The sequence below is a fragment of the bacterium endosymbiont of Bathymodiolus sp. 5 South genome, from assembly GCF_900128535.1.
Taxonomy (GTDB): Bacteria; Pseudomonadota; Gammaproteobacteria; order PS1; family Pseudothioglobaceae; genus Thiodubiliella.
Genome location: NZ_FQTR01000094.1, coordinates 1 through 7,317, shown reverse-complemented (window position 1 = coordinate 7,317; position 7,317 = coordinate 1). Strand labels below are relative to the sequence as shown.

Here is a 7,317-nt window from a genome sequence, read left to right as displayed (position 1 = left end):
GGGGCTTGGTTGTCTTTGGTTTTCACCTAATAGGTGAAACTGTTTTTTTGTTGAAATCATTATACCAGTTGGGGTTTGTGCGTTTTTTTGGTTTTTATTTTTGGATTGGGGTAAATAGGGATGATTAGCAAAATCCAATTTTTGCCCAATTGGTGATTTCTTTAAACCTTGTCCTGGCAGAACTAAGGCTGGGTTTAAAAAATCGCCAAGTGGGTGAAAAGTGGATTTCTGATGATTATTCCTATTTATGCAAAGGTCTCAAATAAAATTAACACACAAATAATTAATAAAGGAGTCAGAGATGATAAAAGTAACAGAAGCAAGGAAGGCAATTCTAAAAGAAGGCAAAGAAAGTGGAAAAAATGATTATGTTAATATAGAGAATGTAGGCAACACCCCTCTTCATGTAGTTGTTAGCAACGATAAGGGACACATTGTAACAAATGACCTTAAAAAAGAATGGTTTATGACACTATATCCAGAATATTTTGTTAAAGATAGGCTTTACATAAAATTTTCAAACGCAAAAAAAGCCGAATGGAATGTTACAATTAAAAGGGAAACTAAATACAGTGAAAAATACAGCAAAGATGGTTTTTCCTGTCTTATGGAAGCAGACAAAAATATCTTTGTAAGTGGCTATATAAATAACAGCAAGCAAGCTTTTTTTGAAAATGCCGCTGAACCTCTCACAGCATTTATTGATATAGGCTAATATTTTTACTCCACCTGTGTTTATAAAAAATAACCGTTGAGTCTATAGACGAAACCAATATTTTTTGTAAACACAGGCAGGGAAAAGAGATAGCACTATTTTTGTAACTTCTTTGCCTCTAAATTAGAGCAACAAGTTAAAGAATATTTCCTTCATTTGTAAGATTAAGCTTCTTACAATATAAGAGAACTTATTGTGTGCTTGTTGTGAAAGTGGATTAGGTTATTGCCTGTATCGTATAGGCTTGGTGGCAGGGTTTTAGTGAAATCACAATATGGCACAGTGGCTTGTTTGTCGCCTTATTCTAGACAGCCTACTGGTATATTCATGCATATCTCCACGAGGTGGCAGGGATTTTTCAGCAAATATTAAAGGCATTTTTGGTTTTAAATATAGACCGATATCATAAGAATCCTTTAATTGTATAGAGGCTACCTTAAGGCTAAAAGTGTTGGCAATCCTTAAAGAAGACCTGCCATTATCACTCTTGATAAGAAAATTACGATAAAAATTTAGGTAATTTCTATCAGCTTGATAAATCTTTATTGCTTCCTCTGTACTGGGGTTGGTTATATTATTGCGTAGCATTGTTTTAGGTAACATATTTAATGCGCCTGCTATTTTTGTCATCCCTAAATATTGATAAGAGGTTACTTCTGTTGCGTTCAAGCCAGAACGACGATCTGGATATTTATTTTTAAAATTTGAATTAAAAACTAATTCCCCTGTGGAAAAGTTCATAGTATTCGTAAAAGAATCAGAAGGCGGATGAGAATAGGCTTGAATGATTAGTGCCCCGTCGCTACTCCCTTCTGATTTTATTAAAAATTCTGTATTAGTGTCTAACAAGTTAAATTTATCAGCAGGATAAGCCCTGACAATATTTTCCAGTCTTCTATACGCTTCAGGAAAATAAAATAAATCATTATTCCAGTAAGTTTCTTCAATTGGACTTAGTACATCTATTTCATAATTTTCCAGACTTATGTCAGCTAGAATAACTTTAACATGTCCTGTTGGGTCAACATACTTAAGGGGATTATTGCCCACATAAACATACAAATTTAATCCATCAGCCGCTCCTGTTGCATCAGGGCTTATCCATCTCGCTAGCCAAGGGGCTAGGTACCTAGCACCGTAGTAGTACAAACCACTGTTGTCATCTCTTTCTTTACCTGTGTAGCGGTGGCGTTTTTGTTGCACTTGGGTTTTGTCTTTACCTACGATGATGGCAGTGTCGCCATAGGGGTAGTAGTGCTCGTAGCTGAGGGTTTGGGCTTTGTCATCCAACTCTAAGGTGTTGGATTGTAGATGACTGTTGAGTTGGTAACGGGTTTGATTGGGGCTTTGAGTGTTGTCTTTGCTGCTCTCGTTGAGAATGTGGGTGCCGATGTGCAGAGTGTTGCTTTGTTGTTTTGCTTGGTTGATTGAGATGTCTAGTGCGGGTAGGTAGTCTCTTTGGCTTTGCACTTGGTGACTAGATTCAATTACAGTGCGGACTCGCTTGCCTTGGTAATTATAAACATAGTATTGTGTGGTGTTGGGTTTGTTTGCTTTAGTCAGTTTGTTTAAGGTGTTGTTGTAGTGCCACTTTAGGTTACCGATATTATTTAAGTTTAATAAATTGCCATTGGTATCAAAGTTATTTTGGTTGTTGTTTTCAGTGCCACGATTGCTGTTAGGGTGGATGGTGAGAGTTTGTTGCCAAGTGCTGCTTTGTGCTTGGTGTGATAGGTTGGTTAGGTTGTTGTCTGTGTCATAGGCGTAAGTTTGCTGATAAAATTCTAAGGTGTTCATAATTGCTATAGTTTTTTTTAATTTAATATTGATGGTAAATCTAAGCCCTTATTTAGGAGACTTTGCATAATAAATATGCATAAGAAAAGCAAAAAGCCATGCTATTTTGTCATTTATTTGGGTTGGGCTCGTAGGCTAAAATATAGCGACTTGTGAGTCCATATGGTTTTTTTCATAGGTGCGATAACTCACCCCACTTTTAACATATTTTGTTATGTGCTGAATCTTTCCTGAAAAATCATTACTCATGTCATAATGAGGTGATTTTTTGTTTACAATACAAAATTCTTCTTGAGTATAAACGCTCCCCAACCATGCGTCTACCACTAAAGAATTTTTATTCCATTTCTCAGGTTCAAATATGGAGGTGAATTGGTCGCGATTAACTAAGTTAAAACCATGATCAGGTTTTGTCGTTGATAGATATTCTACTGTCACATTAGGATGATTTTCTCTTAAATCACTCAGCATAACAAGCGCACATTCTGCACAATTAGCAACTTGATATTTGTTAAAGACCAAATCCTTATATTCATTGCTTGCAAAAAATTGTATAAAATTATTGGGATGAGGGACTCCACTCTGTCTTATATCGGTAATATGACTAACTACACTACGCCGTAATTGTTTTATTTTTAGATCTATTGTTTGCCAGTTAAATTCTCCAAGATAATAACTCCGGCTAGAAGAGTCCAAGATGCCCAGTCTTCTAAAAGTATTTGATCGAAAAATTTCTTCTTGTATTCGATTTATTTCCCTACTTGAATTGTATAGTGCATCTCTGTCTATTTTATATTTTCTAGGAATTGGTCTTGCGGTTTCTATATTATTGACCCCCCCAACAGCGCCTTCTTCCACAGCCTCTTGTTCAGGTGTTTTTTTCATATGCCCTGTTGGATCCCTATATTTAAGGGGATTATTACCCACATAAACATACAAACTCAAGTCAGCACCAGCACCTGCTGCATCGGGGGTTATCCATCTTGCCAGCCAAGGGGCTAGATACCTAGCCCCGTAGTAGCATAAACCACTACTATCGTCTCTTTCTTTACCTGTGTAGCGATAGCGTTTTTGCTGCACTTGGGTTTTATCTTTGCCAGCAATGATGGCAGTGCCGCCATAAGGATAATAATGTTCATAACTAAGGGTTTGGGCTTTGTCATCCAGCTCCAAGGTGTTGGATTGTAGGTGGCTGTTGAGTTGGTAGTGGGTTTGCACATTGTCTTTGCTACTTGCGCTGAGGATGTGGGTGCCAATGTGTAGATTTTTGCTTTGTTGTTTTGCTTGATTGGTTGAGATGTCTAGTAAAGGCAGGTAGTCTCTCTGACTTTGCACTTGCTGGTTAGATTCAATCACAGTGCGGACTCGCTTGCCTTGATAATCATAAACATAGTGTTGTATGGTGTTAGGTTTGTTTGCTTTAGTCAGTTTATTTAAGGTGTTGTTGTAGTGCCACTCTAGGTTACCGATATTGTTTAAGTTTAATAAATTGCCATTGGCGTCAAAGTTATTTTGGTTGTTATTTTCAGTGCCACGGTTACTGTTAGGGTGGATAGTGAGGGGTTGTTGCCAAGTGTTACTTTTTGCTTGGTGTGATAGGTTGGTTAGGTTGTTGCCTGCATCGTAGGTGTAGGTTTGGCAATAGGGCTCTATCAACGATATTACTGGAATATCGTTAAGATGATTGAATGTTATTGTCATACACAGCTACTTTATAAAGTTAGTTAAATACACAATAGTACCACCTATCATTAATTAACGATACTAATTGAACTTTAGGTTAAGGTATTACATGATGATTTATTACATTTAGATCAGGGGTTCGGCTCCTTAATAGGCGATAATTTGCTTAAATCTATTGGAATTGGTTGCATTATATCGCCAAATCTTTCTCTCATCGCCTCCCCTCTGCCAGTAACTAAAAATGCATCTTCTGGGTTGTTATCTTTACCGTTAACCCATAATCCAAATTCGTTCACGAAATTTCCTTGTCTTGAGATTTTATATGCAATATAGAGATCAATGACATTTTTTGGAATTAAAGCAATACTTGTATTGGGTTTAAGGTGTTCCTGAACAGGACATGAGTCTGTGTGCATATATTGTAAATGTCTTGTTGGCACTATACTTGTCAACAAATGAGTGGCACCAACCAATGCAAGTACATTGCCTGTTATTCTTGAAATTTCTAACCTAGGATTTTTCCATTTTTCTCCGCCAATAAAACGGCCCTTAAATTTGCCATTTGCTGATGCGTTGTTATCTATTAACGCTCGCGCTTGCCTCTCATAAGTATAAATTTCTGTAGCATTAAACCTGTTTATATTGTGTATACGCATAATATTAATTATATTGCGTATACGCATAACATTATTTATAGTTGGATATGAAGTTTCCGGATATCGGGTAAGTCGTTTATCCTCTAAAATTGAAACAGTTACATCTTCCATTACCAGATTTCCAATATGATTTGGATCAATGCTTTTCGCTAAGGTTGCGAGCAGTTTTTTTCCATCTGGTAAACCATGCGCATCCCCAATCCAAATATTTAATTCACCAGTCTTGTCTCTATTTATTCTATCTAAAAAATTATCAAAGATTATCGTGTCAACACCATGTCCTGTTGGGTCGATATATTTAAGTGGATTGTTGTCCACATAAACATACAAATTCAAACCATCAACCGCCCCTGCTGAATCAGGGCTTATCCACCTTGTTAGCCAAGGGGCTAGGTACCTAGCACCGTGGTAGGACAAGCCACTACTGTTGTCTCTTTCTTTGCCTGTATGGCGGTAGCGTTTTTGTTGCACTTGAGTTTTGTCTTTGCCAGCGATGATGGCAGTGCCACCATAGGGGTAGTAGTGTTCATAACTGAGGGTTTGGGCTTGGTCATCTAGTTCTAAAGTGTTGGATTGTAGGTGGCTGGTGAGTTGGTAGTGGGTTTGGTTAGGGTTTTGCGTGTTGTCTTTGCTACTTTCGCTGAGGATGTGGGTGCCGATGTGCAGGGTGCTACTTTGTTGTTTTGCTTGGTTGGTTGAAAGATCTAGTGAGGGCAGGTAGTCTATTTGGCTTTGTATTTGGTGGTCAGATTCAGCCACACTGCGGACTCGATTATCTTGGTAATCATAAACATGGTATTGTGTGGTGTTGCTTTGGTCTGCTTTGCTGAGTTGGTTAAGGGTGTTGTTGTAGTGCCAATGCAGGGTGCCAATGTTATCAAGGGTTAATAAATTGCCATTGGTATCAAAGTCAGAGGCACTTTGTTTGGTTTCAGTACCACGATTGTTATTTGGATGGATAGCAAGGGTTTGTTGCCATGTGCTGCTATTGGCTTGGTGTGAAAGATGAGTTAAATTGTTACCTGTGTCGTAGTCATAAGTTTGCTGATAGGATTCTAGTAAGTTCATAAGGTCGCGCTACGTTCTTTTTGTCGTTTTATTGGAGTATGATAATCTACATAATTTATACGAAATGGTAAAACCAAAGGATTTTCAGAGTCTCTTAAAGTCTTTTGTTGTTTTAAATGTAGGCGAATATGATCTTCCTTGTAATGTTTATAGCGCGTATATTCTATCTCTATATTAGAAGTTATTATTTTAAGACCCAGTGCATCAGCAATTCTCCAAGAAGACCTTCCGTGATCGCTAGTTTTCATAAAATCATGCCTAAATTTTGAATAATTCTTATCATCTTCATATTCCCGTATTATCGTGTTTGTTGTCGGGTTCAGTATATTGTATCTAAAAAAAGTTTTAGGCAGTTGGTTTGATGCTCTAGCTATTTTTGTCATTCCTAAATACTGGTAAGCGGTTACTTGTGTTGCATTTATATTATCGTTTCCTTCTTTGTAATTTCTCTGAAAGTGTAACACCCCTGTGGAAAAATTCATTATATTACTATAATCCCCTCCTTCTTCTGCTAATGTAAATTCTGCTTGAATTTTCAAGGGCTTATTTGATATTATAGTAAAATGTGTATTGCTATCTAGTAAAGTTAGCTCGGGATCACTCCTAACTGTCTCTTGTAATCTTTGATAGGCTTCAGGATAATAAAGCAAATTATCGTTGCGATAAGTTTCATCAATTGGATCTAATATATCTATTTTATAAGGCTTACCTTTATTAGCTGGATAAACTTTAACATGACCCGTTAGATCTATATACTGAAGGGGGTTATTGCCCACATAAACGAACAAATTCAAACCATCAGCAAAGCCTTTCGAGTCAGGGCTTATCCATCTGGCAAGCCAAGGGGTTAGGTACCTAGCACCGTAGTAGGACAAGCCACTACTGTCGTCTCTTTCTTTGCTTGTGTAGCGGTAGCGTTTTTGTTGGGCTTGGGTTTTGTCTTTACCCGCGATGATGGCAGTGCCCCCATAAGGGTAGTAGTGTTCATAACTGAGGGTTTGGGCTTGGTCATCTAGTTCTAAGGTGTTGGATTGTAGATGACTGTTGAGCTGATAGCGGGTTTGGCACATGGTTTGCGCGTTGTCTTTGCTACTTTCGCTGAGGATGTGGGTGCCGATGTGCAGGGCGGCGCTTTGTTGTTTTTCTTGGTTGATTGAAAGATCTAGTGAGAGCAGGTAGTCTCTCTGGCTTTGCACTTGTTGGTTAAATTCAGTTACAGTGCGGACTCGTTTGCCTTGGTAATTATAAACATAGTATTGTATGGTGTTGGATTTGTTTGCTTTAGTCAGTTTATTTAAGGTGTTGTTGTAGTGCCACTCTAGGTTACCGATATTGTTTAAGTTTAATAAATTGCCATTGGCGTCAAAGTTATTTTGGTTGTTATTTTCAGTGCCACGG

Annotated in this window: 5 protein-coding genes; 1 reads left to right on the top strand and 4 read right to left on the bottom strand. The window is 37.8% G+C overall.

The window, feature by feature from the left end:
• Positions 1 to 301: 301 nt before the first annotated feature.
• Positions 302 to 715 carry a hypothetical protein gene (locus BBROOKSOX_RS08075; RefSeq protein ID WP_139660816.1) on the top strand — a complete coding sequence of 138 codons (414 nt, stop codon included), beginning with the start codon at positions 302 to 304 and terminating at the stop codon, positions 713 to 715.
• Positions 716 to 982: 267 nt separating this feature from the next.
• On the opposite strand, the gene BBROOKSOX_RS12140 is transcribed toward BBROOKSOX_RS08075, so the two are convergent.
• The 4 genes from BBROOKSOX_RS12140 to BBROOKSOX_RS12130 all read right to left on the bottom strand — a co-directional run.
• Positions 983 to 2,512, bottom strand: a complete 1,530-nt coding sequence (locus tag BBROOKSOX_RS12140) for an RHS repeat-associated core domain-containing protein (RefSeq protein WP_257607808.1) — start codon at positions 2,510 to 2,512, stop codon at positions 983 to 985.
• Between the two features lie 135 nt (positions 2,513 to 2,647).
• A complete protein-coding gene (locus BBROOKSOX_RS08065) occupies positions 2,648 to 4,213 on the bottom strand; it encodes an RHS repeat-associated core domain-containing protein (RefSeq protein WP_139660813.1) in 1,566 nt (521 codons plus the stop codon).
• A 113-nt stretch (positions 4,214 to 4,326) separates the two neighbouring features.
• On the bottom strand, positions 4,327 to 5,919 hold the full coding sequence (locus BBROOKSOX_RS12135) for an RHS repeat-associated core domain-containing protein (protein ID WP_257607807.1): 1,593 nt from the start codon (positions 5,917 to 5,919) through the stop codon (positions 4,327 to 4,329).
• Positions 5,916 to 7,317 (bottom strand): RHS repeat-associated core domain-containing protein (locus BBROOKSOX_RS12130; RefSeq protein ID WP_257607806.1); only part of this gene is annotated, 1,402 nt, incomplete at its 5' end. The genes BBROOKSOX_RS12130 and BBROOKSOX_RS12135, both read right to left, overlap by 4 nt.